Annotated in this window: 23 protein-coding genes, 1 tRNA gene and 1 pseudogene; 9 read left to right on the top strand and 16 right to left on the bottom strand. The window is 32.9% G+C overall.

All coding sequences use genetic code 11. The annotated features are described in order from the left end of the window. The first annotated feature begins 2 nt into the window (after window positions 1–2). The 4 genes from holA (at window position 3) to C8J95_RS19005 (ending at window position 3,057) form a co-directional block, all read left to right on the top strand. Entirely contained in the window at window positions 3–1,040 is a 1,038-nt protein-coding gene (holA, locus tag C8J95_RS13090; RefSeq protein WP_107809241.1) for a DNA polymerase III subunit delta, read from the top strand. 184 nt (window positions 1,041–1,224) lie between these two features. Next, window positions 1,225–2,175 carry a thioredoxin-disulfide reductase gene (gene trxB / locus C8J95_RS13085; protein ID WP_059324413.1) on the top strand — a complete coding sequence of 317 codons (951 nt, stop codon included), beginning with the start codon at window positions 1,225–1,227 and terminating at the stop codon, window positions 2,173–2,175. A 258-nt stretch (window positions 2,176–2,433) separates the two neighbouring features. Further along, window positions 2,434–2,518, top strand: a tRNA-Ser gene (locus C8J95_RS13080). A 413-nt stretch (window positions 2,519–2,931) separates the two neighbouring features. Further along, the gene (locus C8J95_RS19005; protein WP_255412811.1) at window positions 2,932–3,057 is read left to right on the top strand and encodes a hypothetical protein; all 126 of its coding nucleotides are present in this window, start codon (window positions 2,932–2,934) and stop codon (window positions 3,055–3,057) included. Window positions 3,058–3,503: 446 nt separating this feature from the next. Here the strand turns inward: C8J95_RS19005 and C8J95_RS13075 are convergent, their stop codons facing one another. From C8J95_RS13075 to C8J95_RS13040, 9 genes are all read right to left on the bottom strand, one after another. Continuing rightward, the gene (locus tag C8J95_RS13075) at window positions 3,504–3,836 is read right to left on the bottom strand and encodes a hypothetical protein (protein WP_107809242.1); all 333 of its coding nucleotides are present in this window, start codon (window positions 3,834–3,836) and stop codon (window positions 3,504–3,506) included. Between the two features lie 28 nt (window positions 3,837–3,864). Next, on the bottom strand, window positions 3,865–4,083 hold the full coding sequence (locus tag C8J95_RS13070) for a hypothetical protein (protein ID WP_107809243.1): 219 nt from the start codon (window positions 4,081–4,083) through the stop codon (window positions 3,865–3,867). A 276-nt stretch (window positions 4,084–4,359) separates the two neighbouring features. Then, window positions 4,360–5,745: a DUF4302 domain-containing protein gene (locus tag C8J95_RS13065; RefSeq protein ID WP_107809244.1), complete on the bottom strand. Its 1,386-nt coding sequence runs from the start codon at window positions 5,743–5,745 to the stop codon at window positions 4,360–4,362. 6 nt (window positions 5,746–5,751) lie between these two features. Next, entirely contained in the window at window positions 5,752–6,666 is a 915-nt protein-coding gene (locus tag C8J95_RS13060) for a substrate import-associated zinc metallohydrolase lipoprotein (protein ID WP_107809245.1), read from the bottom strand. A 14-nt stretch (window positions 6,667–6,680) separates the two neighbouring features. Continuing rightward, window positions 6,681–8,162: a RagB/SusD family nutrient uptake outer membrane protein gene (locus tag C8J95_RS13055; RefSeq protein WP_107809246.1), complete on the bottom strand. Its 1,482-nt coding sequence runs from the start codon at window positions 8,160–8,162 to the stop codon at window positions 6,681–6,683. Between the two features lie 11 nt (window positions 8,163–8,173). Beyond that, the gene (locus tag C8J95_RS13050; protein WP_107809247.1) at window positions 8,174–11,320 is read right to left on the bottom strand and encodes a SusC/RagA family TonB-linked outer membrane protein; all 3,147 of its coding nucleotides are present in this window, start codon (window positions 11,318–11,320) and stop codon (window positions 8,174–8,176) included. A 219-nt stretch (window positions 11,321–11,539) separates the two neighbouring features. Then, on the bottom strand, window positions 11,540–11,692 hold the full coding sequence (locus C8J95_RS19155; RefSeq protein WP_158267949.1) for a hypothetical protein: 153 nt from the start codon (window positions 11,690–11,692) through the stop codon (window positions 11,540–11,542). Window positions 11,693–12,675: 983 nt separating this feature from the next. Then, window positions 12,676–13,350 carry a hypothetical protein gene (locus tag C8J95_RS13045; RefSeq protein WP_107809248.1) on the bottom strand — a complete coding sequence of 225 codons (675 nt, stop codon included), beginning with the start codon at window positions 13,348–13,350 and terminating at the stop codon, window positions 12,676–12,678. A 404-nt stretch (window positions 13,351–13,754) separates the two neighbouring features. Beyond that, window positions 13,755–14,039, bottom strand: coding sequence for a helix-turn-helix domain-containing protein (locus C8J95_RS13040; RefSeq protein ID WP_107810154.1), 285 nt, complete (start codon window positions 14,037–14,039; stop codon window positions 13,755–13,757). Between the two features lie 593 nt (window positions 14,040–14,632). Here C8J95_RS13040 and C8J95_RS13035 point away from each other — a divergent pair. Then, complete coding sequence (locus tag C8J95_RS13035) at window positions 14,633–14,902, top strand: hypothetical protein (RefSeq protein WP_107810153.1); 270 nt, start codon at window positions 14,633–14,635, stop codon at window positions 14,900–14,902. Window positions 14,903–15,332: 430 nt separating this feature from the next. Here the strand turns inward: C8J95_RS13035 and C8J95_RS13030 are convergent, their stop codons facing one another. The 5 genes from C8J95_RS13030 to C8J95_RS13000 all read right to left on the bottom strand — a co-directional run bounded on the left by C8J95_RS13030 (window position 15,333) and on the right by C8J95_RS13000 (window position 20,494). Then, a complete protein-coding gene (locus C8J95_RS13030; protein ID WP_107810152.1) occupies window positions 15,333–16,220 on the bottom strand; it encodes an acyltransferase family protein in 888 nt (295 codons plus the stop codon). A gap of 458 nt (window positions 16,221–16,678) precedes the next feature. Then, window positions 16,679–17,017 (bottom strand): hypothetical protein, encoded by a 339-nt coding sequence (locus C8J95_RS18995; RefSeq protein WP_255412810.1) that lies wholly within the window; start codon window positions 17,015–17,017, stop codon window positions 16,679–16,681. A 390-nt stretch (window positions 17,018–17,407) separates the two neighbouring features. Next, a complete protein-coding gene (locus tag C8J95_RS13015) occupies window positions 17,408–18,241 on the bottom strand; it encodes an alkyl hydroperoxide reductase (protein ID WP_107810157.1) in 834 nt (277 codons plus the stop codon). A 396-nt stretch (window positions 18,242–18,637) separates the two neighbouring features. Next, the gene (locus C8J95_RS13005) at window positions 18,638–20,239 is read right to left on the bottom strand and encodes an FISUMP domain-containing protein (protein ID WP_107810150.1); all 1,602 of its coding nucleotides are present in this window, start codon (window positions 20,237–20,239) and stop codon (window positions 18,638–18,640) included. An 18-nt stretch (window positions 20,240–20,257) separates the two neighbouring features. Further along, on the bottom strand, window positions 20,258–20,494 hold the full coding sequence (locus C8J95_RS13000; protein ID WP_255412809.1) for a hypothetical protein: 237 nt from the start codon (window positions 20,492–20,494) through the stop codon (window positions 20,258–20,260). 602 nt (window positions 20,495–21,096) lie between these two features. Between C8J95_RS13000 and C8J95_RS12995 the strand changes: the two genes are divergently transcribed. The 3 genes and pseudogenes from C8J95_RS12995 to C8J95_RS12985 all read left to right on the top strand — a co-directional run bounded on the left by C8J95_RS12995 (window position 21,097) and on the right by C8J95_RS12985 (window position 23,542). Further along, a complete protein-coding gene (locus C8J95_RS12995) occupies window positions 21,097–22,320 on the top strand; it encodes a phage integrase SAM-like domain-containing protein (protein ID WP_107810149.1) in 1,224 nt (407 codons plus the stop codon). Between the two features lie 101 nt (window positions 22,321–22,421). After that, window positions 22,422–23,015: pseudogene (locus C8J95_RS12990) on the top strand (IS3 family transposase); the annotation flags it as partial. 332 nt (window positions 23,016–23,347) lie between these two features. Next, a complete protein-coding gene (locus tag C8J95_RS12985) occupies window positions 23,348–23,542 on the top strand; it encodes a hypothetical protein (RefSeq protein ID WP_108454155.1) in 195 nt (64 codons plus the stop codon). A gap of 33 nt (window positions 23,543–23,575) precedes the next feature. Here the strand turns inward: C8J95_RS12985 and C8J95_RS12980 are convergent, their stop codons facing one another. Together C8J95_RS12980 and C8J95_RS12975 are read right to left on the bottom strand one after the other, a co-directional pair. Then, the gene (locus C8J95_RS12980; RefSeq protein ID WP_107810147.1) at window positions 23,576–23,932 is read right to left on the bottom strand and encodes a hypothetical protein; all 357 of its coding nucleotides are present in this window, start codon (window positions 23,930–23,932) and stop codon (window positions 23,576–23,578) included. Between the two features lie 276 nt (window positions 23,933–24,208). Continuing rightward, window positions 24,209–25,336 (bottom strand): NAD(P)/FAD-dependent oxidoreductase, encoded by a 1,128-nt coding sequence (locus C8J95_RS12975; protein ID WP_107810146.1) that lies wholly within the window; start codon window positions 25,334–25,336, stop codon window positions 24,209–24,211. A gap of 99 nt (window positions 25,337–25,435) precedes the next feature. On the opposite strand from C8J95_RS12975, the gene C8J95_RS12970 reads away from it, so the two are divergent. Beyond that, a complete protein-coding gene (locus C8J95_RS12970; protein ID WP_107810145.1) occupies window positions 25,436–26,359 on the top strand; it encodes an AraC family transcriptional regulator in 924 nt (307 codons plus the stop codon). Window positions 26,360–26,398: the final 39 nt, after the last annotated feature.

Below are 26,398 nucleotides of genomic sequence, written 5' to 3'. Positions count from 1 at the left end.
TTATGAAAGATTTAGAAAACATCCTCAAAAATATTAAAAATAAGGCATTTCAGCCTATCTATTTTTTTCATGGTGAAGAACCTTATTTTACAGATGTCGCAATTAAATCACTGGAAAACGATGTGCTGACAGAAGATGAAAAAGCTTTTAATCAGACCGTAGTGTATGGGAAAGATACTTCTTATGGTGAGGTACTTTCACTTGCGAGACAATATCCTATGATGGGAGATAAGCAGTTGATTATTGTAAAAGAAGCCCAGGATCTGAAATTAAATGAAGAGGAGGGGGATATTCTGCTAAAATACATCGAGCAACCTGTAGAATCAACTATCCTGGTATTTGCCCATAAATATAAAAAAGTTGATTCTCGTAAGAAGTTTGTAAAACAACTTGATAAGAATAACTGGCTGTATTACAGTGAACCCGTTAAAGACTATCAGTTAGCAACCTGGATCCAACAACAGATTCAGGCCTTCAGCATTAAAACGGCTCCGAATATATCCCATCTTCTTGCTGAATATCTGGGGAATGACTTGTCTAGAATTTCAAATGAACTCAATAAGCTAAAATTAATTCTGAAACCCGGAGAAGAACTGGATGGAAAGTTAGTAGAGCTTCATATAGGAATTAGTAAAGATTATAATGTCTTCGAACTTCAAAAAGCCTTAGGAGTAAAAGATGCTGAAAGATCTATGAGGATTGCCTATTATATGGGGAAAAATGTGAAAACTAACCCTTTGCTGCTGATTATTGGTAATTTATTCAATTACTTCAACAATATATTGATGTATCATGCAATGCGTGGACAGCCTGCTGCAGCTATTGCTTCAGCAATGGGAGTAAATCCATACTTTTTGAAAGACTATGAACAATCGGCTAAATTTTATCCGATGAAGCATGCGACACGTATTATTTCTGTCCTGCGGGAAATGGATATGAAGAGTAAAGGGTTAGGAGCTCATAATACAGATGATGCAGAGTTGCTTACCGAGATGGTTTATAAGATACTAAATGTAGATAAGACGAAGGTAAAAGTATAAATTTAACGATTAATAATAGGAGATATAAAGGTATATTATGATGGTGTTGAAACCTACATCTAATAATTTATAAATCCAACAAACTTTATTAATAATTTGCTATAAAAGTTATTGATAAAACTCAATATTAAAATTTGACAAAGTAATATAAGATTACCGAAATTTGTATCCGAACTGAGATTATATGGAAAATATTTTAGATTGTGTGATCGTAGGCTCTGGGCCTGCAGGATTTACAGCAGCTATTTACGCTGCAAGAGCAGACATGAAGCCAGAACTGTTTACCGGACTTGAACCGGGAGGGCAATTAACTACAACAACCGAAGTAGAAAACTTTCCGGGGTATCCATCAGGAATTACAGGGCCTGAAATGATGATGGATTTGCAAAAACAAGCGGAGCGTTTTGAAACTAAAGTTCACTATGAGATGATTAGCACTGTAGAATTTGCTAAAGAAGCAGGTGGGGTACACAAGCTAAGTACAGGTAGCCGTGAAATACTGGCTAAAACTGTAATTATTTCTACAGGAGCAACAGCTAAATATCTTGGGTTAGATGACGAGAAAAAATATAGTGGTGGAGGTGTATCTGCTTGTGCTACTTGCGATGGTTTCTTTTACAAAGGAAAAGATGTTGTTGTTGTAGGAGCAGGAGATACTGCTGCTGAAGAAGCGACTTATCTGTCCAAGATCTGTAATAAGGTGATTATGCTGGTTCGTAAAGATCATTTCCGTGCTTCTAAGGCTATGGTTCATCGTGTAATGAATACTTCTAATATTGAAGTGAAATTCAATCATGAGCTAGTAGCTATTGAAGGTGAAAATAACCTTGTAGAAAGAGCCGTAGCAATTAATAATGTTACCAACGAGAAATCTACAATAGATGTTCATGGTATTTTCATCGCTATCGGTCATAAGCCTAATACAGAAGTTTTTGGCGGTCAGCTTGATTTAGATGAAAACGGTTATATCCTTACAGAGAAAGGTTCTACCAGAACAAACCTTCCTGGTGTATTCGCAGCAGGAGATGTTCAGGATCATATCTACAGACAAGCGATTACAGCTGCAGGAAGTGGTTGTATGGCAGCAATGGATGCTGAGAAATATCTTAGCGGTCTTGAGCACGCTGAGAATTAAGATTCGATTTGAATAAATTTAAATATAAAAATGCACTAAGTTTTGATTAAGACTTAGTGCATTTTATTTTTTCTAATGTTGGTGAAAATTGTAAAACAGCCTGAGTATAATGGTTTGTAGGAATTGTGTAACGAAATTTTTGTGATTGATCCCCAGTATTTTAAAGGTATATTTGTAAATTATTAAGTAAAATATTTGGAGTGTAACGATAAATCCCCCTATATTTGCACCACTAAAAATTCAGAACAGAATTTGAAAGGAGAGTTGGCAGAGTGGTCGATTGCGGCAGTCTTGAAAACTGTTGACTGTAACAGGTCCGGGGGTTCGAATCCCTCACTCTCCGCATTATTTCAGTAAAGCCCTTTAATTAGGGCAATATTGAATTTCTTAATAGTAGATGTGTACAAAATATGTACAAACCTATCTACCGTCTCCCCAGACAACTTGAAGTTTTCAAAATCTAATTAATACTTAGACAATGAAAAAAAAGAACTTCACTGTACAACTCCAAAGATTGTATCTTATTCTGTTGATTGTAGATTCTTGTGAAAGTGAACAGTCAAATGTTGTTTAAAGTGACCATATAAAAGTAAGAGTAAAAACAACTCTAAGAAGTTAGCTAAAGTACAAAATTATGAGGTTAAAATTTTGTTACTCTTGCTCTACATTATCTTGTAATTGCAACTGTTTATTCTGAGTTTTTTCAGGTTGCTTTTTATTTCTTAGAGATTCAGAGCTGTTATTATACCAGGCAACATGTCTGCGTCTGCACAAGCAAGTACTAAAGGAAATGTTGGAACTTCACCTGTGAACTATCAAGACTATGATGCTGTAGCTAAATACTATAATATTAAGGAATCTGATGTGAAGATTTTGAAATAGGTATAGTATTATTAATATATCTTATTAAATTTAAGCATCCTCGTAGAGGATGTTTTTTTGTTGTTGACCTCTTCCCGAAAAACGAGACAACTTAAAAGTAGAGAATTTAGGGTACGAATTTGCGAGAAAAAAGCCATAAAAAGTATATATGTATAACTATTTATGTAGGAATTTTTTTAGTCCCTAGTTATAAAATCAGGGACTAAAACAGGGTAGGTTTATTGTGTTTTATTGATTTCTATTGTGTTATGGATGTATGTAAAATGCTGCAATTCAATGAAATGATTGTTTGTTGTGTTTTAATGTGGTGTAAATCAAGAGCCTCACTTTCCGCAGAATGAAAGGCTAAACTATTTATTATCAATGGTTTAGCTTTTTTGTTTTTAATAATAGCACGACATTTGCACTACTCTTTGTACTTTTCTAGCTTTTTTGACTAAGCGTTTTCAATTTCTAATATTTGCTATATTTATATATAATGTGCCACTAATTGTAAATGAGCCAGCTATTCCAAGCCTCTCAGCGAGAACGTATAGTGCTTGGGTTTTTGAAAACGTGAAAACCTTCCTTAAAATTTTATACCCTTTGTCATCTCCATTATCATTTTCTTTATTTTGAGGCTCATTAGTTTTGTGAAATGCATGATTTAATCCAGCTACAATACCTCCGATGACAACTCCCTGCCAGAAATTTCCTCCTGTTCGTGCAGAACCAATTCCACCGGCGATTGCTCCGAAAACAACTGTTCCAACTGCACTGTTAGCAAAGCTACCGCCCATAAGACCAAATGCACCTGCTCCTAAGCTCCTAAAGCCACCTGAAGCAAAAGCCGGTAAAAAGTCTCCTCCTTGTACCGCACTTAGAAATACCTTGAGAGATACTATGGGCAGCCGCCTGGAATAAACTTCCTATTCCCACAGAAACAGCACCTCCTAAGGCTCCAAATGCTATAGCTTTTAGGAAACCTCCCCAATTCCAATCACTGAAAAAAGCAGTACTTAATACATTGTACAGTTGATCCCTCATGGAAATATCCGCAAATACACAAACAAGATCGTGTTAAAATAAGAACCTATAAAAACAGAGATAGTTGTTGGATGCCCCAGCAACTATCTCATAATATACTTGTGTTTTTATCCTATTAATCTGTAACGCTTATTTAGGACTAGTCATATTTTAGAAGAACCTAATGAGATTATATAAATCTTCAAAACTGTATTTACAATATAGAGAGCTCTTCAGTATCTGTTTTAATTTTATTGAAACAAGGTCTTCAGACCTCTTTTAGTTTCTTGTAAAACCTTAAGGATTCAGATTGTATGTAGACATTCCGAATGCACCACTCTTAATAGCAAGTGAAGACGCTGCCTTTAAACTAATAATTGGGTTAGAATAAATTACAGTATAATTCTCTCTCTTCAGATAAAGTCCTTTGGGGTCCGTTAGATATTTATCCAAAGTCATTAACGGAGCAAAATCGGGATGGGTAGTAACAAAATCGGGTACCCAGTTTTTGTCGGTTAAAACAACAGTATTATTAGCTCCTAAGGCAATATCCACATAGTGTGTTATATTTCCGATATTTAATTGATACACAATTTTATTTATCTTTTGTCCGTTTTCCATATAATTAAAATAAAATGTAACCTGATTAAGAGTATAAGTATAGCTACCGGTATTCTTAACAGCAGAAATAGTTTTACTACCTAAATTAGTCATAGCTATTGCATCTTGCATAGAGTAAGGACTAATATAAGCATTTGTAAGCGATAGACCATTTACAATTTCCTTGCCCATAAAAATATCCGTATTAGGTGGTACACTGGTAAAGTTTAAAGACACATCACCCTGTGCAGTTTTACCTATATATTTTTTAGCTACCGGATCGTATACCAATTCTGATACTTCTTCATTGCCTATTTTCATTGCCGGGCTTAATACAATTGAATTCTCTTTGAAGCCTACACCATATTTAACATTGAAAGCATCTGTTGCACTTTGCTTGTCTAAGGTTAAGAATCTTTTTATTTGGCTATAACTGAATGTATAATTCGATACTTTATCCCCATTTTTTATTTGAATAAGACTGAAATACGGGGTATTATCAGGATCTGGCGAAAAAACATTGTTTTCGGTATTGAGGTTCTTGGGAAGATTAGCCCAGTCGTCTGCGGTGGCTTTCGTAAAAATAATCATAGTGTTACTTCTTGCTGTCCTAAAAATGATATTCCCCTTTTCATCGGTTTTCTGATACACGAATTCGAAATCTCCCTTATAACCTGCTCCAGCTTGACTACCAGGAGAATTATTAGAATCTGACAATAAATGTATCTTATTTTTTGTTGTAAACACTAAATTCGGGGCATAGCTTGATTGTAGCTCATAGTCACTAGCACTTGCCGTTAGGGCATCTTCGTTAAAATCGGAAGCCATAGTTACCTTCCCATCTGGTGTAAAACTCATTAGGTGAGTATATCCTCCAAACTCTGAATCTTTTGTAAAATAAATCATCTTCCAGCCATCTTTAGAGTTCGTCAGTATATTCCTTAACTCAGATTTAGCCTGTACTATACGTTCTGACGGAGTCTGAGTAAAATTCTCAGAATCTCTGTTAGAATTACACCCCCAGAATAAGAGCATCGCTAATAATAGAAGTATAATATGTAATTTAAAATATTTTGTTGTCATTTTTACTTATTTATATAAATTAAAAACTATTTGAGAATTTTTATCAGATTCCGCAACAAGGTCATAAAAATTAATATCGAACTTGTCCTTATAATAATCAACAACCAGCTTCTCTTTAGCTCTGATAAGATTTTTAGCTTTAGCTTCTTTTATATTATTTATAATTACATCATATTCGCTTTTAGAATATTGAAGCATAAAAGAAGCCATTTCAGCAAAATCTTCACCAATATTAGACTGGGCATAAGCAGTGATAAAGCCTTTCTCTCTTGCAACATCATCACTATCCGAATACCAATCCGATTTATATTGTCCTAATCCTCCTTCTCTAACAATAGCCTGAAGTGCCTTTTCATCATACGGCTTATTTTGGTTCAGGATATGAACATATTCATGTTGAACGGTATGGATAAATTGTCTAATCTGAACTTTTTTACTATCTGAACTTGCATTCTTATCCGTTATCTTATCAATTAGATCATCCGTCTGAAAAAGAGTAAAACGAACTCCACCCTCAGCAACACCTAAAGTAATAGTACCTTCTTTATTCTTATTCACTCCACCAATTAGAATGATTTCTCTTGGAGCAAGCTTTTTTAGAAAGTCATTACCTCCTATTTTAGAATAAGTATCAACCCACATTGTCTTTACAATTTCCATTGCTGGCTTGACACTAGTAACTTTCGGAGGGAAAAGATACCTATTATAGTCAACATACTGTGGCTCCCAACGATATAGCGCAGCAATATTAAAAGGGATTTCAAAATTTGTTTTTAACCAAACATCTGTCGCATTTGGGGTATAAGGCAGTTGATCAACTAAAATACTGTCGCCTAGTTTTTCATTATCTTGTCTGCAACTACTGATGATAACAAATAACAATAGTAGACTTGCCTTTTTTAATAAATTATATTTTTTCATTTTTTTATTTCTTATTATCTTGGATTTGCTTGTATACCTTCTGCAATAACATATTGTGGGATCTGTACGGCTCTTCTTGGGTCATCTTTTGTAAGTATCATTGGTGCTTCTCCCAGAATGGTATGAGATACAGGCATATTCATCCTTTTTATATCAAACCATCTTAAACCTTCATGATAAAACTCTAGTTTTTTAATTTCTAAAATAGCCTTAACCATAATTTTTTGATTATCTGTTAGTGCATAAAAAGGAGCCATTTCATCAGGAGTGATTTTGGTCTGATAAAAACTCTTGATTTTGTCAAAAGTAAGATTATCTGTAGCAGGGTTGAATGCTCTAGTTCTTGTAGAAATAAAATAATTATAACCATCTACTGCTTCATCAATTCTATTTAACATGACCAAAGCCTCTAATTTATTAAGGTAAGCTTCATCATTAGATAATAAAGTATAATTATACATTGCATAGCCTATACCTGCTGTTGGGTTGGTAATCTTGAAATATTCGTCGAATTTTGGAATAAAATCATTTATTTGGTTAGAAGAAACCGTTGAATAATACCAAGCTTTTCCTGTGGGATTCTTGCCCGAACTAAATATTTGTGTTACCATTTTTTTAGGTAATGCAAATCTGTCACTTGGTAATTTTCTCATACCATAGGTAGAGTATTCAGTTGATAATAACAAATTGGTACTAACCGAACTAGAACTATAATTTGCTAATCGTTCATATATCCCCAATGCAGAAAAACCCTCCCAACTTCTTATTATTGTCGGTCTGGTACCCAAGTAGCCCGCATTCTCTACAACCTTGGCAAAGTCCCCCTTTACCAAATAAAATCTCGTAGCAAAAGCTTTAGCTGCATTTTTAGTAAAATGATATTTGGGTTCTTTATAATCATCTTTTATAAGCGGTAAACCTTCTTCCAGATCATGCTGTATATTATCCATTACCTCTTTCATAGATTGTCTCGTATATTGTTTTTTCAGAGAACTTTCTACTTCTTTTACATAAGGAATCCCCAGTGTTTTGTCTGCTGTACTGGGATTGTATGCCATGCTAAAAATTTGTAATAGCATAAAATGATTGTATGCTCTTGCAACAAGTGCTTCTCCCTTTTGTTTAGCTAAAGATGCCGGGGTGTCAGATTTCTGAATAGCATCCAATGCCTGATTAGCATGAGCAATAGCACTATAGCTCTCATCCCAGAAATTGGATGGAGTATCACTGTCTGTAGTAGTTATTATTTCCCATTTAAAGGCTTTCGTATTTTCTTCTCTGGATACATTGGTTTGCTCTGTATCGTAGGTATTATCAGACATAGTTTCTGTAAAATCCATATAGGTGCCTTTAGGATAAGCATTTACCAATATCTCTGATATCTTCTCCGGAGAGTCCAATACTGTACGGTTATCTGGCAACTCCGAAAGCATATCATTACAGCTTGTAAGCCATAATATAACTGCTAATGATAAGAATATTTTATTGTTTTTCATTTTTTAAAATTTTAAAAACCTATATTTAGGGTTAAGGTATATTGCTTAGTAATAGGAGCTGAAACACCTCCAGAACGAAAAAATTCAGGATCTTCACCTCTTAGCTTTTTATCAGAATAAATAAGCCATGGATTTGCTGCACTAAGTTTCAGTCCAAATGATGTCAATCCGATTCTTGATTTCACTTCTTGTGGAAATTCATAGGCTACAGAAACATCTTTTAATCTTACAAAATCTCCGCTTGCTATTCTTTCGTCCGAGTAATTATAAGCATTATATAGTTTTTGGATGTCAGATCCTCCAATTTGATTAATTAATCTTTTGTCTGCAATAACAGGTACATTAGTATATTGTTCGTCTCCAGGTCTTATCCAGCGATTTGTATAATCTTTTGTAAACACTGTAATATCACTATACTCACTTGCAAACGCAGGAGTCAGACGTATTTTATTACCTCCTGAGGCTACAACCAAGAATGAAACTGACCAGTTGTCATACTTAAAAGTATTCGTAAGGCTGATAGTCTTATTAGGCTCTATACTACCTTCATATTTTAGATATTTTGTAGGATTTTCTCTATCCTGAAAATTAATATCTAAAATATTTTTAGAGCCATCTGCGGTTACAAGGATTGGTAAACCTTGATTGTCCAAACCTTCAAAATGATATGAGAATATACTGTTTCTTGGTCGTCCTATTACGTTACCCCCGGTTGTTCCAACAAGATCAAAAAGCATTGCTTTATTTTCCAGATGGGTAATCTCTTGTTTATAATATGACGCATTCCAGGTGCTCGACCATCTAAATTTATGAGTTGAGAAATTCACATGAGTAAGTGAAAATTCTATACCTTTAGTTTTCATGTTGGCATTGTTACCCTGCTTTAGTTTTTGTCCTCCGATACCCGATGTAGTTACCCAGTCTATAAGGTCAAAAGCTTTTCTTTGGTAAACATCCGCAACAAACTGAACTCGGTTATGAAACAATGATAAATCTACCCCAATATTAGTTTCATACTGCTTTTCCCATGTTAAATCTGCATTTTGTAACTGATCAATAAAAAGAGCACTTTCTCTATCTTTTATAAATTGTCTAAGAGTAACCGAGTTTCTATAAATTGCAAGTGAATTAGTTGCGGGCCCGGAGGTAGCCGTTAGACCATAAGAACCTCTTAAATTCAGTGCAGAAATAGTTTGGTTATTTTTCAAAAAGTTTTCATTCTTCATATTCCATTTACCACTGACGGTATAAGTAGGCAACCATCTTGAAGAAGTGCTTTGCCCCTGTCTGTTCGAAGCATCATAACGACCTGTTAGTGCAAGTGTATATTTCCGGTCAAAAGTATAATTCAGTTTTCCGAAAAAACTAACAGCTCTTTCCCTCTCTTCACTCATTCCAAAATAATTGTTCCCTTCATTAATCATTTTCGCTAATATATTAGGATCTGTGAACGGAATCAATCCTTTGTCATATTGCAATCCAAATGCAGTATAATCCTCAGAAGACCTGTTGACATATCTCACTTCCTGACCTAAAAACACGTCTAATTCATGCCTTGCATTAAAAATTTTACTGTAATTAAGCGTATTTCTTACAAGAAATGATTCCAAAGAATTGTCCAACCTCTTTCTAATACCACCATTGGGAAGTACTACTGTTTTGGGAGCCGTCGGATCATTTGGATCTTTATACAGGAAAATGTTTGCATCTCTTATCAGGGTTGTTTCTGCTGCATTATAAGCCTTTGCAACATTTGATCCCTCATACATATCATGTGTTGTTTTCGAGGTAACATATCTGGCCGAAACATTGAAATTATAGGTTAATTCCGGTAATATTTTATAATTTCCATCCACTTGAAAACGAATATCCTTTACATCAAGCGAAATTTTATTATTCTGAAGTTCGTTCAATATATTAAAATTAGCCCAGTTAGCTCTGTAATACTCTTTTTCCCCTGCATCATTATAGGGTCTTAAAGCTCTGGAAGTATTTAAAGCATAATTAAATGGGTTGATATCAAAATCTCTGGTAGTACTACCAAACACAACATCGGGTGTACTATTATAAGTCCCAGGTGCTTTCTGATTCCGTACAGATGCAATTGTAGAGAGGGTTACATTAAACTTATCACTAATATAAAAGGTATTTTTGATATTTGAAGTTAATCGGGAAACCTTGTCTGCAATAGACCATCCCGGATCAAAATACATACCTAATGAAGCATAAAAAGCATTATTTTCTCCACCACCGCTAAAGCTAAGAGAGTGATTCTGAGTAATAGAAGACCTAAACAATTGCTTAAACCAATCCGTATTTGCCATTTCATACCTTCTCAAAAAGGCATTTCTATCAATCAAATTATTTTTAACCCCAAAAGAATTCGTATTGGTGTCATATTGAAATATTTCTCTAGCGAGCAAGCCATAAGGACCGCTATATCGTCCTTGCATTACGGATGGAGTACCGAGAAAACCCTTATCCTCCATTTCCTGCAAAATACTCATGGTCTCTTGAGAATTTAATATATTGTATTGACTATAAGAGGGCACCGCACGAATGGTTTGTTCCTGAGAATAACTAATATTCATTTTAGATCTTCTTCCTCCATTCTTTGTAGTTACAACAACTACTCCGTTCATTGCTCGGGAACCATAGATGGAAGTAGCCGAAGCATCTTTTAGCACCTCTATACTTTCCACATCGGAACTGTTGAGCCCCGAAACTGCCGAACTAAGTAAAGTTGCAGCATTACCGGAAGCTAACTCCTGCAAAGAAACATTAACAATATCCTCCTGAACAATCCCATCAATAACCCATAACGGTTTTGTGTCACCAAATATCGAAGATGCTCCACGAATGGTAATTTTCGGAGCCGTACCGAATGTTCCTGTAATATTCTGTACATTAACCCCTGCTACTTTCCCTTCGATCATTCTGCTAACATCCGGAACTCCTTCGACTTTTAATTCCTTTGCTGAAATTTTACTGGCAGCACCAGTAAATGTCCTTTTTGACAGTTTTTGATAGCCTGTAGACACTGTTACTTCCTGTATTTCTTTTACAGAAGATGTGTCTTTTTTCTGTTTTTGTGCCATAGCGCCTTGCCCTATAAAGAACAGAGCGCCTGCACTTAGTACTCGTAATTTTACATTCATATTAATAATTTTGATTTTTAACCACTGTATATGTGTTAACTATATTTAATTTGGTGAAAAAAAATAAATATTCTTAAATTTTAATAGTAAATTCGCATAATGTTTTAAAGATCCCCAAAACAGCCTAAATTTCATGCCTTTGAATAAAAGCCGTATTAAAGATGAAAATATTCAGTTTTACTACAAATTTTATAACAGAAGAAGATTGTAGAACCCATTTTAAGTCCCAAAGAAATCTACAAGGAGTAATTTATTCCAAATGTAATTCACCCGAACACTACAGGAAGCAGAAACATCTTTTGATTTTGTGAACTTCCTATTGTAACCAAGTACAACTACTTCATCAATGTGTTTTGTTTTAGTTGTGTCCACTTTCTTTTTTTTGTGCCTACACATCCATTCCTAAAAAAAAGTGTACCAGCACCAATAAGGTAAAGATTTTTCATATTTATAATAATTCAACTAGTTTATTATGGATATAAAAATCAGTTTGTTAGCTTTCTTAAACTGACTTTTGTTTTACGCAGGAGAAGGCACATTTGTCCCAATTAATCATCAAAGCAAAAGGAAAGATTAGTATTTATAAATAACCTATTATTCAGAACAGAGGGAATTGAAATATCAAAAATCTGTTTAAAATATTTTAATGGCTAATACAAAAAATTAAGATGTATCTACCTCCCTTTCCTTATTGCAATGACTTTTCACCAAATCACGTAACTCTATGTAGAGAATTACATAAAAACTAAATTACAGGAGTTGGGTTTTATTTTTTTGTAAAATGTAATTAAATAATATCCTACTTAGATCCTACAGTTGTCAAACAGATATTATGACTATGTAGTACATGAATGATGCCTTCAAAATATTTAAAGCGAATGAAGTCGTTTCATTCACCTTAACTATTCTCATGTCATTAAAAGAGAGTTTAAAATACATTGGGCTAATATTGTGAAGCTTGTAAAAATTAAACATGTAATTAACTGCAATGAATTAAGAGGCATAAACTTGGGTAGTAGACAATGGGAAATAGTATGATAGAGATTATTCCAAAGAGCTGTGGGGGTGTTTTAAAACCCAGAAAAACCCATCGCTTTATTTGGGTTTATATTAATCTTCTCAATACATGAACAGATAGTAATGAAGTTTTTTTTACGCGTACAGATACGGATATATTCTAAGAATCTGTTTAAATATCTCTTCTTTTTTTACGGGTAAATAAACTCGGATAATCTTAAATTTTATTATTCCACTACAGTAAATTATTTGTAGTAAAACCTCATCACTTTTAAACAAAAATTAGGTTCAATTTTTCGGGTCTTTTTTCTCTCGTTTTTCTTCTACTTTTCTCTTACTTATTTTAATAAAAAATGTGCAATTTCCACGTTTATCTTATTTTGGGGTATTTTTTCAAAATGCACTTTTCCCTGTTCATGGTAATTCTCTGTAAGGAATTGCATATTTTTAGAATTAATGTTATCAGTAACCGGATTAATGTTCACAATAAGCATACTTTCCCATTCTTTTACCAGCTCCCCACATAAGGTATTATATGCTTTAGGATTGAGTAAATCATTTACGGTATAAATACCATACCTGTATATATTCTTTGTCTGTTTGGTTCTTACTTCGTACCGGAACATATCTTTATCAATATTATATTCCGGGTTATTTATAAACTGTATGCCTTTAGCATATGCTTTGATTTGCTTAAATTCTGTAGCATCTGATTTTTTAAAGTACGGAAAGCCTTTAATTATGAAAGGTGTTTTCCGGTGGTATAGAATACCCTTAATAATATTTTCAATGCCTATATCAGGAATAATATTAATACCAAATTCGATATTGACGACTTTAAAATCAAGGTATTCTGATTGGGTTATTCCAATACTGTTAAGAATTGTGATAATGGAGGTCATACAGTCTTCAGGTGTTAAATCGTTTCCGTTGTGTTGATAATTATTAAAGTGATAGTGAGGGCTGATATTGACAGCTACGGAACCAAATCCGATGAGGTTTCCGTACTGCATGACTTTTCTAAAGTCTAACCTCAACTTATTACCATATACTCCGAAACTTAAGTAATTATTATTCGTCGGCTATCTTTGGAAACTTATTTTCCAAAGATAGCCGACGAATAATATCGGGGTTGGTAGTTATTAATTTGAGATTGTCCAACATAATAATTTTTAACACTATTATTTTTCACTACCTTTGAAAGGTTGTAATGGTTGCCACTATTACACAAATATTTTGAACACAGGGAGTAATTATTTTACTCCCTTTTCTTTTTCGTAGTGATGTGTAATTGTACTATAGAGAAGTTTTGAATATTGTATGGTAATGGAATACTGAATGCTGAATATGAAATACCAGTAACATAAGTAAACAGGCGAAGAGTAAGAAACATCTGTAAAGAAAGCTATACGAAAACTTAGGAAAGCTTGTTTTGGTTTATGATCTGTTCTACCTCATCATGTTTAAAATATACACGATTACCGAAGCCATAAGAGGGAATCTGTCCTTCTTTTCGCCAGCGGTGTAGAGTAGATAGATTTATCTTCAAAAGCTCACAAACTTCTGTGCGTGTTAAGTATTGCGTGGGTTCTTTGGGTTGAAAGTCTTTTGAGAGTTGTTCCCTAAGTTCCGGAATTAAAGCTTCTTTTAATTCTTTAATGAGGTCGGTTGGAATGGTTCCGATGAATTGTATTGTAGACATATGCAATGATTTTATATTTACATTGCAAAGGTTGGGTATTTCAGTATGCAGGTGTTATCCAGTTCTTTATCCACTCTATCCAGTTTTTGAATTAACTAATTGATTTACTGTGGGTAATATGGGTGCAGAACATTTTCCAATTCGATTAAATTAAAAAACAGTGAGTATATAAATATGATGTCTTACATTATAATAATATAGGGCTAAAATATTTGTGACATAAAAACTGAGAAATAATCCACGCCCCTTATATTTCATAAAACAATTTTCTTATTTCAAACTTGATTTATATGAATAGCAAAGATAGCATTTGAATATAAAATCATGCTTTATACTTTATACATTCAAAATCACATATTATATATCACTCGTTTCAAATCTATTGTCAATAAGCAGAATTTTGCCAGAAAAATTAATGGAGAGAGAGAGAAATGTTCCACGGACTGATCATCTGAGAAGTATTGCTACTCTACTGGTACTGCATTGAGAAACCTTCGGCTACAATCAAAAATAAATTCATTGAATAGCCATTAACCAGCTAAAGAGCAAAGGCTAAAAGTAACATATGAACATTAAAACAATAATATTTGAATATGAAAAGCATTAATCTTATTATTGTTACGCTATTGTCCAATCTGACAATGGATCAACATTTTGCAAAAGAAAAAACTGAAATCGAAAAGGAGGTTCAACAGTTTAAAGAAAGTATCGTAAAAAAAGATTCAGCAACTTTTTACAGCCTGTTTCATGAAGATCTTGTAGTCTGGATAGGTATTGTTAAAACCAAATCACCGCAAAAACGACTAAAAAAGAACCCCAGTATGGGATGCGGTATTGGATGCTTACCTGTTCTTTGGTCTTGATCAGGTAAGAGGACTAAATCAAGACTGAATGGAAGAATATAATCACAAAAGACCACATGAATCACTTGGTAATCTTACATCTATTGAGTACAAAATATTGGCTGCTGATTTCAAATCTAATATTTTATAAAACTTCTAATGTTAACCTCTTTCTTGGCAATATCGTATATAATATTATTATCCATAATAATACTATTGCAGTTCATTAATCGTTTGTGTTTGCACGACTAATTTCTTTTCTCTCTCCCTCCGATAAGGATATTTAATATTTCAGGTATAAAATTTCGTAGTAGATTATAAAGAATTAATAGAATTCCAACACATATAAAAGGAACCACAAAATATCCAAGTAATATTCCCCAACCCGAGTTGGCCAAAGGAGATTTTACCAGTACCCCCTTAAGCCAATTTATAACGTAGATTTCATGTGTTAAATAGATGAAAAAAGAAGCTGATGATATTGCAGCAATTTTTTTTTTAATCTCTCATTTATTACATCATAAAGATTTATGCCAAAATAAAAAAGACAAATAGTACCACATACTAAATAAATACGTTTCCAATGTTCATATGGAGGAGTTCCCATATAGCTCATGGTTATAACTAAAAATACAATTCCCATCAGACTTGCAATTTTCCAGTATGACAGGCATATTTTAAGCATAGAATATTTAAACATCCCCATAAATGATCCTAGTCCGAAAAAAAACATAGCGATACTGCTAAACCCTGGAGCCGGAATCTCTAATACTAAGACATATAACACAAACAAGAAGATTAGTCCTCCAAACTTCGTGTAATTAAAAAGCAGATAAAATAAAGGTGAAAATATACTCATGATGATTAAATCACGAATAAACCACAATGGGTAATTAACTGGCATTTTCCAAAATAATTCATACAAAGATAAATGACTAAATATTGAATAGGAGTCTTCCGGGGGTAATCCTACTTTAATAAATAGTAAATTTTTGATATGGGTAGCTATAATAATTGCTAGGTTCCAAATTAAATAAGGAATCAGTAGAGTCTTAATATTTTTTTTCAATTTATTAAAATAATCCAATGTATTCCACCTGTCCATTTTAATAAAGAAAAAGTATCCAGAGAAAATAAAATAACAACAGGTTGTAAGCCTTGCGATGTGATGGGATATTAACTCTGAAACAAAATGATAAATATCTTTACTTTCAAAACTGAGGTTTAAAGGATCTTGATTAAAGGGCAACATATGTGAAAACACCACTAAGATAACAAGAGGAGCCTTTAGCGTTTGGATGACCTCTGACTGAATCTGAAATAATTTTTGTTCACTCATTTTATTTAATAATGATTAGAGTTTATAGATACTGTTTAAATTTTGTTCAATAATAATTTTATAGCAGATAACTTGATCATATTTTCGGAAGATTCATGAAGCAATTCATAATTTATGTAAAGTCTTCTATCACTGTCAAACTAAACAAAAATTTTTTCTGTCACTCAGCGTTTGCCTACAGGTTTAAACTCTTTTTTAGCCTGTTTTTCTTTATCTCGGCTTACAACTTTTATCAGATATGAATAATGCTTATGAGCTATATCTGGAAAATCACTTCTATAGCTTGCGTCAGCAAGAATGCATTTGAAACTTCCCTTAGTATAATAAGCAAAAGCAATCCAGTCTTACTATCATGAATATTAGCTACACATATCATCAAAAAACCATTCTCATCTATTATCATATGGAGCTTTATTCCTTTTGCCTTCTTATCCCTGTCTACTCCTTGAAGCTCTCTATTAACTATATGTGTAACAAGCAAGACATTTAAGATTATAAGCAATTGGAAGACCTGTTATATTCCTTATCATTGGAACATAATAGCCATCTGTTCGAGCATATCCATCTAACATGATCCCTGCATAAGAAGCCAACCCTCCATTACGACCATTAAATACAACATTTGAAAAAGTATTATTAAAACTATTCCCTTCAGTAGAACAGTTATAAAAAGAACCATATGATCCAGTAGATATAATATTACTGAGATTCAGTGTTATACTCATATCATAATCAGTTTTCTCTGTAATCCTTGCATTATTTATAGTGATGTTTCCCATAAACTCCATCCGTAACAACTCTGCTGATTGTAATTTGTCTGTTAGTTGTAGTTAATTAAACAAGTGCTTTGCTGTCGTACTGTGAATTTCCAGGAAATCTGCTTGTTGTTGTAATGGAAATTCGTGCTAACTGAGGATTTGTGAAGGTTATTTATAACCGCGATTTACGGGGCCGTAGGTAATTGACCAAGTATAAATCTAAAACTTTTAACACTATTCCCAACAGGTAAAACAGAAATACCTCCTACTTCTGTTATATTTCCAAGTGTTGCTGTTATTGAATTTATGCTTGAAGTATTTATATGTAATTTTAGCCTAGCAAATTGATGCAGCATTGTTCCATTTAAACTAGTATTAGTATTCCTGGCCAATGTTAAATCTGTAGTAAAATACATTAAATCACTATTGTTATTGTTTATTATTACAATTATCAATTCTTTTTACCGAGTTTATCTTTTCCAGATAGTCTGATTTATTTAGTTCTTTAAGATAAAAGTTCAATTTGTTAAAAAAGTCACTATAACGATCCATCAGTACTATTTTATCACTAATAATCTTAAATTCTCTCTCGAATCTTACTGCATCTTTTAATACATTGCAGTGAATATATATCCAAGTTTGAATTATATTTGCCCAATAGCCACTTGTATATAAAGTGTCCCAATTTAAATTTTGTGAAATATATTTAACAATTTCATCAGCTTTAATTTTTTGATTTTCAGTTAAGATGCTAGTAATCCCATTTTCAATATTTACTATCCCAAAAAAATTATTAACAAAATTATCCTTAGTCTTAAGACCATTTTGAAAAACTTCAAATACCTTTTTTTGCATTTGTTCTTCTCGAACAAATGCCTTATAGTAAGAACTTGATTTAGCATAGGATCTTAAAGCCATAGTCATTGATTGATGTCGTAGTAAAATAGAATCTTGTACTTTCTTCAAAGCATTTAGTTGATCATTCCCTGTATTATTTGAATAAATAATATTTTTTTCATTAGGCTCAGCACTTAAACAACTCACTGAAAAAACGTGTCCCGGAATATACATATCAAGACCTCCTCCTTCTTTAGTTCCAGTTATGAGCCAACGACTCATACCAATGTAGGGTATATATTCCTTAGGAATTGATAAAGTAAATCTTCCATCAGTGGGTATTATTCCTTGAATGATGGTCTTTTGCTCTGAGCCCTGGAATATTATAAAATCATAACTTTTTCCTGAAAATTTAGGAAAATTCATACTAATCTGTTGAGCTTGAAGCTTAAATAAGCCGATCAGTAATAACAAATATTTAAACAATTTCATGATTTTACTTTATTTTTTATATTTCCTGCATATTTATGAACACTTCCATACAACGATTAATTCCATTATGTAGATGACTTTTATTTCTTTTGACTTTTATTCCAAACATTAACTTGTTTACTACAACTTTCTAATTTCTCCAAAACTTTAAAATAATCTTTAACCGAAATTTGATGCAAATCTTTATAAATTCTCAACATAAGCCTAATGATCTCTATTTGATTTTTTGCTTCTAATTTTCCCTGGAAATAATATCAGATAATTTCATAAAACATTTTATCATAATTATTTGGGTAGAAAAAATCCACCCAAATAGTTAAATAATATAATCTACTCTGCAACACAGCGAACAGAAAAACCGTAATCACGATCGATGATTTGCATTAGGACGGTAGATTGAAGTATCTGCATGTAGTACGCATTGGAACTACCAGTCTGACTAGAACTCCAATAGCTGCCATCGACACCTCTAGAAAACAGATTTCCGCTCGCCGTGTAACGAAAACCAGCAACAGGGAGCATTAATGTACGTATATTTGAAGGATTTTTAAAGTAAAGTGCAGTCGTATAATTTCCATCATTCCAAGAACCCACTTTGTCTGGAGTATTATTAGCTAAAACAGCCTGCCATTGAGCTCTGGTTGGCACACGGTAGCCTGCCGGACAAGGATCATTAGATGTCTTACTGGTATCACTCCAAGAGCCATTAGGCTTTGCTGTCGCATTCCATCCGCTTATAGTACCTGAATTGGATTGATCATTAGATTGGGTATAATACCTCCCTGCTTCTCCGGTCTGAGCTCCCCATTGATATTTGGCTCCATGATTGCCAGGTTCAGGACTAAACGCATCTACTCCTGCAGTAGCACCTAAATTTTGACACATAAACTCCTTATAATTTGCAGGATCTGTATTCGGTCCAATATAAGCACCACATTTTTTTAAATTAATAGTCAAATTACTTTTATTCTCAGGAGTGATTTTAAAAGAATTAGGTAGGCTAACCGTTTTAGTAATTCCTGCTATTGTTATAGCAGCTGAAAAACCGCCTGTAGTATTCCCTCCTGTATCCATATTTACAAATACAGGATTTGAAGTAGAAGTTGTTGTATTAAATCCTGAAAAGTTTAATACAGCTCCTGTACTTGATGTGGTTCTTCCCGACATCGTTCCCGAAGACAAAGAAACAATGCCATTACTATAATGAGGTGTTAGTAATCCTCCAGTAATATTTGTAATATTTCCAATCCCGCCTGAATTTACTATAGCTGTAATTTGTGCGATCTTATGTCTTAAAGTTATATTTAAAGTGTTAGTACTATTAATAGGAATAAAAGGAATCTTTTGATACATAAAGTCCCTTTGGTTGTCATCATAATTTATAGTAGCACTGCTCAGATTATTTTGCTCCCCTGAACTTATCAAAGGAAGATTGGTGGTCCCATAAGAGTATACTATAATGTTATATGCAGCTCCATTATCCAACATCATTGGTACAGCAAGTTGGCCAACTGTATAATCTTGGTGTGTATGATAATTACCATTACTCTGGCGGTAAGCAATTACTCTAAATTTCATTCCTGATGTAATGGGATTTCCGGGAATAGCTGCTGTAGAGTTTACGCCTAAAGAAGTAACCTTTAGGGATTCTTTTGAAGGTGATAGTTCTACTGTAATTATGCTACTGGGAGTTATAAGAACACTCTGATGCTGAACCGAATTTGCATAATTTGATAAATTCCCTTTGGTTAGAGAAGCCTGATTTGCCAATTTATCGGAATCACCAAATTCGCTGCCCAGAAGGTTAAAACTAACTGCTGAACTTCCGTTTCCCATTAAATTATCATCCGAATTTGCACTGCGGCATGCGTTAAAAATTAACAACAATGTAATTCCAAACGTATTTTTTATTAAATATACTTTCTTTTTCATTTTTTGGTTTTTATATTTCTAAAATGGCGTCTCAATTGGTGTATCGTTATTATTCCCCCAGTCTGTTTGGATCTGGTCTGTATTTCCTGCTACAGTCACTGGAGAAACAGCAGCTGAATTAGAGGCTATTCCACATTCCATCTCTACAATTAGTACATCTAATGTCGGGGGAATATATTTTCTCTTTCCCCGATTCTCTTCAAGAAATTCTATGTGTACGGTTTGCTTTTTTTTCATAATTTGTTTTTTTTTCATAATATTTATTTTAAAATTTTAAATTGTTTAGAATCTATATTATTTATGCCTTTTGTTTTGAGAAAAGGGGGCTTTGTATAAACCCCCTTCAGTCCATCAGGTAACAAAAAAAGATGATAGTTAAAATCGACCTGACAGACTCTCACAAACAAATGAATAATGATATTTGACAAATGTATTTTGGGTTATGATCTTACATATTTATCAGTATCTTTTATATTTTAATTTTAGAAGAGTTTTTGTTTTATTATTTAATTTCACTAATGCCAGATAATTGCTTTTTTATATTTCAATAACACATTATAAAATTTCATTTACTAAATACATAGTCCTAACAAGACTATTTTTATAATCTATTGATTTATAGCTCAATACTTTTACTTGAAAGAATCTGAAAATATAGGTGTTGGTGGGGTTTTCTTACTTGTATACCATCGCATACTCAAAAGAATAAAACAGGCGTATTCTTTTGGTTTATAGTTTTTTATTCTATTTGGTTATTTGAAAAAATGTTCTATATTTGCAGGTATAAAATAGTCTTGTTAGGACTATTTTTTTATATTAAATTAGCTGACAAGTAACTTCTCAAAATACTTTCAGCTATGACTCTAGAATTCTATATCTCAGGTAATACTGTCGTCAAAAACATTAATTTAACATTAAATACAAATAGTAATGAATTTAAGTTTTATACTTCTCTAAGGATTCACCATGAACAATGGGATGATGAAAAAAGACGCCCGAAAAATATTTATTTTAAAAAATATAAGAAACTTAATAATAAGCTGGATTGTATAAAAAAAGAGTTAGGATTATATGTAAGTAAAAAGGAGACTCAAAGAAAAGAAATTAACCAAAAGGCTCTTTCCAAGGTAATACATAAAATTACATTACAAAATAAAATGTCATTGCCTGAGAATACACTACTTTTTTTTATGCATAGCTATATTAGCGATAGAAAGGATTTCATTTGTTATTCCACTTATAAGCGTTACAAAGTATTTTATAATCTAATACAGAGATTTGAGGGATATCTTATGGGATATTTAGCTATTGAGGATATCAATATGGAGTTTGTAAAAAAATTTATGATATTTGGTAAGAAAGAAAAATACAGTGAAAATACCATTTACAGAACGATTCATTTTGTAAAGACAATCTTGAACTTTGTAGAAAAAAAAGGTCTCAGAACTTCAGTAAGAGAAATCAATATTAAAAGGGAAAAACAACAAAAGGTAATTGTTTCTTTATCTGAAAAAGAGATTCATAAGATTAATAATGCTAAATTACCTGAAGAATTAAAAATTGCAAGAGACTGGCTGATTATCAGCTGCTACACCGGGCAACGGTTTTCAGACTTCATGAAGTTCTCAATATGTAAGACTCTGAATTTCAATGGTATAAAATGCATTCGATTTACTCAACAAAAAACAAAAAAGGAAATTACCTTACCTCTACATCCGAATGTTGTAAATATAATTAACAGAAATGGTAATTCCTTTCCTAAACCTCTTAATATTTCAACCTATAATGCACAAATAAAACTTATTGCAAAAATTGCAGGAATCAATAGTGTTTTAAATGCCAGAATACGCATAGGGCACAGGGCGCAACCATTTATAATGGAAAAATGGCAAACCCTAACAAGTCATATTGGAAGGAGGAGCTTTGCCACAAATTTTTATGGAAAAATCCCTACACCTTTACTCTTGCATGCCACAGGCCATTCGTCTGAACAAATGTTTCTGGAATATATTAATGTATATGACAGCGAACGCATCACTTCGCTATATAATTATTTTCATACGATACATCATAATATGTAATGCTTTATACAATAATATACCGTTATTTTAGCAGTTATTTTAATATTTCCTGACAAATGGAATATTGTGCTCATTTGATTTTTCACTTGAAGTAGCTTAAAGGAAGGTATGGTTACAGACGTATAACGATGGAAATGAAGATCCGTGGTTACAAAATTAATCACAAAACAGTTCTCAAATTAATGGAGTTTTGTGGTATAAAATGCATGGTACGATTGCGTAAATATCGCTCCTATAAAGGGGCAGTTGGCAGAGTCGTTCCAAACCTATTGAAACGCAATTTTATAGCGGATAAGCCTAATAAAAAATGGGTGACAGATTTGACAGAATTTTCTTTATTTGGGAGGAAATTATATTTATCTCCTATCATGGATTTATATAACAGAGAAATAGTTAGTTACAATATTTCTGAGCGAGTAACTTCACTTCAGACAATGAACATGCTTGAAAGTGCTATAAAGCACATTCCTGATAATTCCGATTTAATAATTCATTCTGATCAAGGTTGGCAATATCAAATTAAAGTGTTTCAGTTTAAACTAAAGGAAAGGGGAATAAAACAAAGTATGTCCCGTAAAGGGAACTGTTTGGATAATGCAGTTATAGAAAACTTTTTTGGTATATTAAAATCTAAGCTCCTATATTTACAAGAGTTTGAATCCATTGATCACTTTAGAAAAGAACTGGAAGAATATCAAAAAAAAGTTTTTTTCAGATTCTCTCTCTATATTAGACATATAAATAAGTGCAAATTCAAGTACCAATCAATATAAGTTATTTCCTGATCTAGGTCATAGCATAGCCTTCACAAAAGACCAGGAACCCGTTGAAAATATCTTAAAATGAGTCAAAAGGCTAAATTTTCAACGAAAAAAGAAAAATATTATAAGTGAGATGGCTAAACAAAAGTCGGATATTATAAAATCTTTAGCAAATATTTAATAAACCCAAGCGAATATCAATTTATATATCAAAACAAATAGATATAATGTTAGTTTGGTAAGACTAATCAATTAAATATTATACAATGAAAAAATTAACTAGAGATTCTTTAAAGGTATTCACAGGAGCAGGACCTTTACAACCGTCTTATGACACAGGTTGTACTTATGTATGTTGTTGGGCAGGCACTAATAATTGTAGCACTCCCGTAACTGTTGCGCCTGGAGTTGATGCAAGTTGTGTTGAAGGAGCAGAATTAAGATTACTTGATAAGAAATAATTTATTTAATGGCTGGCATTAACCCAGCCGTTTTTATTTCCTCTCGTTAAATATTTCCATAGCTTTTTTTATTACTGCTTCCATAGATTTGTATATTGCGGTTGCGGCTAGGGTGATTCCTAAATACATTATCGAGTCTTCAATTGTTGCCAGCCACATTGATGGTGACGAAAAATTGTTTTGAATACGAGAATAGGATATGTGATTATACTCTGGAAGATAAATATCTACTCTACTCTTAGATAGTTCAACTTCAAACCCTTTAAAAGTACATTTTCTTCTGTTTGTATTTACCTGATTAAAATCTACAATTTTTACATTTGTTTGTTTCACTCCAGCCTGAAGAAGAACACGGCTTATTGCAGCTTTTAGGTTTGTCTGAGAGCACATTGTTTTCGTCTGCTGGAATAAACATTGCGAGTATGAGTGGCTGTTTTAGGAAAGATGAATAACGTACACAGTCTTTTCCTATTTCTTCCTATTCGTTTTTATTACCACTCCAAAATTGTTTTTGCTGTTGAATGAAAGCTACCATTGATATTAGTTTATTTTCCATTGTCTACTTCGTTTAAGTTAATAGCCATTTCGTCGCTCATTCTTTATCCAGAGATAGCATAATCATATGTGCTATATTGGTTCATTTCTGTTTTTTCTTCTGTTATTTATTTACAAGATTAATTGCTGAAAAGAAAAATCTGGTTGTTGCATTAATATTTCATTTTTGCAGGATTCTAATTGAGCTTTACCTGCGTAGATGTACATTTGCTGCTCGTAGTCGTTAATAGCTGCTTGTATAGTTTCAAACTTTCCGTTCGTAAGATTATCAGATAATACAAGAGCATCTATAAGACCTGTATTTACACCCTGACCTGCAAAAGGAGGCATTAAATGCGCTGCATCTCCAATAAGGGTAATCGGTAGAGGACGGTTATTTTTCCATGGCTTTTCGAGTGGGAATTTTCTTATGGGCAGACTTCGGAAAAAGGGAGTAGACTTTAATAATCGTTTATAAAGCTCATCCCAATGCATAAATCTGTTTAAAAGGAATTCACGGATACTTTCTGTATCCTGTAAATCCTGAGTAGCAATATCCTGTGGATCCGGCTTTTTTAAAATTATACCATAAGATAGTTCGTTGTTGTTATATGGATTTACAACCAATAAATGCCCTTGATATGATGTCATAGTTCTGTTACCATTGCAAAACTGGAAGAACTCGGCAGCATTTAGTTCGGGTTGTTGGATATCTCCTTGAATAATTATAGTTCCGGTATCTTCAACAAGAGCATCTGTTACATACTTTCTTATTTTAGACATACCTCCATTTGCTCCAATTACAAAATCAGCAAAGTCATGGGTCCCATTCTCAAAATGTAATAACCACTTGTTATGACTTACTTCAATATCAATGCATTTTTGATCCCAAATAACAGTGTTCTCAGTTAGATTGTCTAAAAGCATTGTTCTTAGCATATTTCGGTTAATCTCGGGGTTGTCGTGCTGATTGTCCAATGTGACCTGTTTTACAGATAAGATATTTCCTTTCTCATCGGTAATTGTTGCGCCCATCGGTGTTGCCAGAGCAAAGTATTTCTCTAATAATCCTGCTTCTTTAAGAGCCTTTTGTCCTGAATCTTTATGGATATCGAGAGTTCCTCCCCAAATTCTTGTTTGAGAATTTTTATCTCTTTCATAAACTTTTACATCAGCTCCTTTTTGCTGTAATAGCTTTGCTATAGTTAGCCCTGCCGGACCAGCGCCAATAATGGCGACTTTTTTATCTTTTAGTAACATTATTTTTGTCTTATTTGATTATGATACAAATTTGAAAGTATTGTTATGGATAAAATAATTACATTAGACATGAAAATAGTCGTAAAAGACTTTTATTGAATGAAAGATATTACAGTTCCAAAGGTTATTGAATTTTTTTCCAATCTGTTGGGGGTGAAAATAGAAAATAGAAGGTTAGGAATCCCTGTCAAATTTGGCAAAGGATATTGTCGAGGGTTTGTTTTTAATGAAAATATCCGAATGATTATAAGTAATTATGAGCTTTATGAAGATCTAACTATTAAGAATCCGGATATAGATGTCGCTAAGAAGATGATATTTTTTAAGCTTCAGAATGTTTTTTCAAAATCAGGAATTCCTTCCGTTATGATTGGAACCAGCCGGTTGAATACTGATGATGTCATTTCTATCCATTCCAATACTGCCACTATTAATATAGAGATAGATGCTTGTTATCTGGGTAGTTTATTTTATTCATATGAGAAGTCTTCAATTTTAAAAGGCTTGCTACAAAATACACAGCCTTATCTTTTTGAGCAAATACTTTATCCTTCTTTGCAGGAGATAGTTAATGATATAATTTCAGAAAATCCTGAGGAAGCATTTGAGTTGTTTTTTTTAAGAGTGAAAGCAGAAGAACTTATTTGCAGGCTATTGATGGAGTTGGGTAAACGAGATGATAAACAACTTTATGCTCTAAATGTTCAGGATATAGAAACTATTTATAAGATAAGAGGATTAATGCTCGAAGATCTGGGAAAGCCTCCGATTATTAGTGAATTATCTGCTCTTGCGGGAATGAGCCCAACAAAGCTAAAACGTTTATTTAGTCAGATTTTTGGAAATAGTATTTTTAGCTATTATCAGGAATTTAGAATGAAAGAAGCTGCTAAATTATTGAAAGAAAATAGATCCTCGGTTTCGGATGTAGGATATAGGTTAGGATTTACAAACCTAGGACACTTTTCCAAGGTGTTTAAACAACATATCGGAATTAATCCAAAACAATATACTATGTTGTAGTGTCGGTTCAGATAATTTTTACAATATGGTATCAGTAAT

The sequence above is a fragment of the Elizabethkingia sp. YR214 genome (assembly GCF_003058195.1).
Lineage (GTDB): Bacteria > Bacteroidota > Bacteroidia > Flavobacteriales > Weeksellaceae > Elizabethkingia.
Note: the sequence above shows the minus strand (reverse complement) of the source record. Positions and strands in the feature narration are given on the sequence as shown.

What these genes read in the sequence shown, in the direction of transcription:
- holA (WP_107809241.1), top strand. Translation starts at nt 3, where the DNA reads ATGAAAGATTTAGAAAACATCCTCAAAAATATTAAAAATAAGGCATTT.
- C8J95_RS13030 (WP_107810152.1), bottom strand. Translation starts at nt 16,220, where the DNA reads ATGAGTGAACAAAAATTATTTCAGATTCAGTCAGAGGTCATCCAAACG.
- C8J95_RS13005 (WP_107810150.1), bottom strand. Translation starts at nt 20,239, where the DNA reads ATGAAAAAGAAAGTATATTTAATAAAAAATACGTTTGGAATTACATTG.
- C8J95_RS13055 (WP_107809246.1), bottom strand. Translation starts at nt 8,162, where the DNA reads ATGAAAAACAATAAAATATTCTTATCATTAGCAGTTATATTATGGCTT.
- C8J95_RS13070 (WP_107809243.1), bottom strand. Translation starts at nt 4,083, where the DNA reads ATGAGGGATCAACTGTACAATGTATTAAGTACTGCTTTTTTCAGTGAT.
- C8J95_RS13035 (WP_107810153.1), top strand. Translation starts at nt 14,633, where the DNA reads ATGAAAAGCATTAATCTTATTATTGTTACGCTATTGTCCAATCTGACA.
- C8J95_RS13050 (WP_107809247.1), bottom strand. Translation starts at nt 11,320, where the DNA reads ATGAATGTAAAATTACGAGTACTAAGTGCAGGCGCTCTGTTCTTTATA.
- C8J95_RS19005 (WP_255412811.1), top strand. Translation starts at nt 2,932, where the DNA reads ATGTCTGCGTCTGCACAAGCAAGTACTAAAGGAAATGTTGGAACTTCA.
- C8J95_RS13040 (WP_107810154.1), bottom strand. Translation starts at nt 14,039, where the DNA reads ATGTCTACAATACAATTCATCGGAACCATTCCAACCGACCTCATTAAA.
- C8J95_RS12970 (WP_107810145.1), top strand. Translation starts at nt 25,436, where the DNA reads ATGAAAGATATTACAGTTCCAAAGGTTATTGAATTTTTTTCCAATCTG.
- C8J95_RS13065 (WP_107809244.1), bottom strand. Translation starts at nt 5,745, where the DNA reads ATGACAACAAAATATTTTAAATTACATATTATACTTCTATTATTAGCG.
- C8J95_RS12975 (WP_107810146.1), bottom strand. Translation starts at nt 25,336, where the DNA reads ATGTTACTAAAAGATAAAAAAGTCGCCATTATTGGCGCTGGTCCGGCA.
- trxB (WP_059324413.1), top strand. Translation starts at nt 1,225, where the DNA reads ATGGAAAATATTTTAGATTGTGTGATCGTAGGCTCTGGGCCTGCAGGA.
- C8J95_RS12980 (WP_107810147.1), bottom strand. Translation starts at nt 23,932, where the DNA reads ATGTGCTCTCAGACAAACCTAAAAGCTGCAATAAGCCGTGTTCTTCTT.
- C8J95_RS13015 (WP_107810157.1), bottom strand. Translation starts at nt 18,241, where the DNA reads ATGAATTTTCCTAAATTTTCAGGAAAAAGTTATGATTTTATAATATTC.
- C8J95_RS12985 (WP_108454155.1), top strand. Translation starts at nt 23,348, where the DNA reads ATGAAAAAATTAACTAGAGATTCTTTAAAGGTATTCACAGGAGCAGGA.
- C8J95_RS12995 (WP_107810149.1), top strand. Translation starts at nt 21,097, where the DNA reads ATGACTCTAGAATTCTATATCTCAGGTAATACTGTCGTCAAAAACATT.
- C8J95_RS13000 (WP_255412809.1), bottom strand. Translation starts at nt 20,494, where the DNA reads ATGAAAAAAAAACAAATTATGAAAAAAAAGCAAACCGTACACATAGAA.
- C8J95_RS13060 (WP_107809245.1), bottom strand. Translation starts at nt 6,666, where the DNA reads ATGAAAAAATATAATTTATTAAAAAAGGCAAGTCTACTATTGTTATTT.
- C8J95_RS13075 (WP_107809242.1), bottom strand. Translation starts at nt 3,836, where the DNA reads ATGGGCGGTAGCTTTGCTAACAGTGCAGTTGGAACAGTTGTTTTCGGA.
- C8J95_RS13045 (WP_107809248.1), bottom strand. Translation starts at nt 13,350, where the DNA reads ATGCAGTACGGAAACCTCATCGGATTTGGTTCCGTAGCTGTCAATATC.